The following is an 856-nucleotide window of genomic DNA, read 5'->3' as shown; positions in this document are numbered from 1 at the left end:
GAGAGCCAGCCCCACCTGGTAGGTCAGCAGCAACGCCCCGGCGGTCAGGGCCGGGCCGCTGACGCCCAGCGCACCCACGAGCGAAGACATGCCCACGCTGGCGACGTTGGAGCCGCTGTTGCTCACGGTCAACCCCTGTGCGTTGTCGATGGCCGACATGACCACCTGGGTGAGCACCAGGTTCTTGTCGATGGCCGAGACGGGCGACTCCTTCTCGCCGGTGACCATGTAGTTGACTTCCTTGAGCAGGCCGTTCGTGAAGATCGAATGCAGGTCCGAGCCCCCCAGGGCCATGGTGCTTGCGGCGATCACGATCAGGGCGTTGCGGCTCATGCCGGCCACCAGGGCCATCATCGACTCGCGCGACTGGCCGGTGAGGATGCGGAAGCCCTGGATCAGAATCCAGAGCGTGAGCAGCACCAGTGCGACGGTGCTGACCCACTGCATGGCGCGGCCCATGAAATCGACGCCGAAGTCGCTGATTCGGCCGGACAGCCATTTGTAGATCAGACCGAAGACGAAGGCGCCGCCGCCGGCATCGGGCACTTGTGCATGAGCAGCGCCCATGGACGTCAGGGCGGCCATGGCAAGTGCCGAACGGAGGGCGCCGCGCGGCAAGTTGGGATGGGCTTCAATGTGTTGCGACATGGGGTTCCCTGAGGGAAGTTTGTGCTCGGTGAAACGGGGCTACGGTTACTTGACGGCCAGGGCCGCGGCAATGGCGGCGGCTTGAACGAGCTGGCCCGCATTCATGCCGCCGAAGCTGCCACCCCCGCCCCCGCCCCCGCCCCCGCTGCCCTTCATGGCGGTCTTGGTGAGGGTGTTCTGCTGGCCTTCGTGGAATTTGATGGCCGCC

General features: G+C 65.9%; 1 protein-coding gene. It reads right to left on the bottom strand.

Features of this window, described 5'->3' with window-relative positions; genetic code table 11:
* A partial coding sequence (locus EJI00_RS24910; protein WP_185868225.1) for a type IV secretion system protein occupies positions 1-648 on the bottom strand: 648 nt, incomplete at its 3' end.
* Positions 649-856 lie beyond the last annotated feature (208 nt).

The sequence above is a fragment of the Variovorax sp. DXTD-1 genome, from assembly GCF_003984625.1.
Taxonomy (GTDB): Bacteria; Pseudomonadota; Gammaproteobacteria; order Burkholderiales; family Burkholderiaceae_C; genus Variovorax.
Note: the sequence above shows the minus strand (reverse complement) of the source record. Positions and strands in the feature narration are given on the sequence as shown.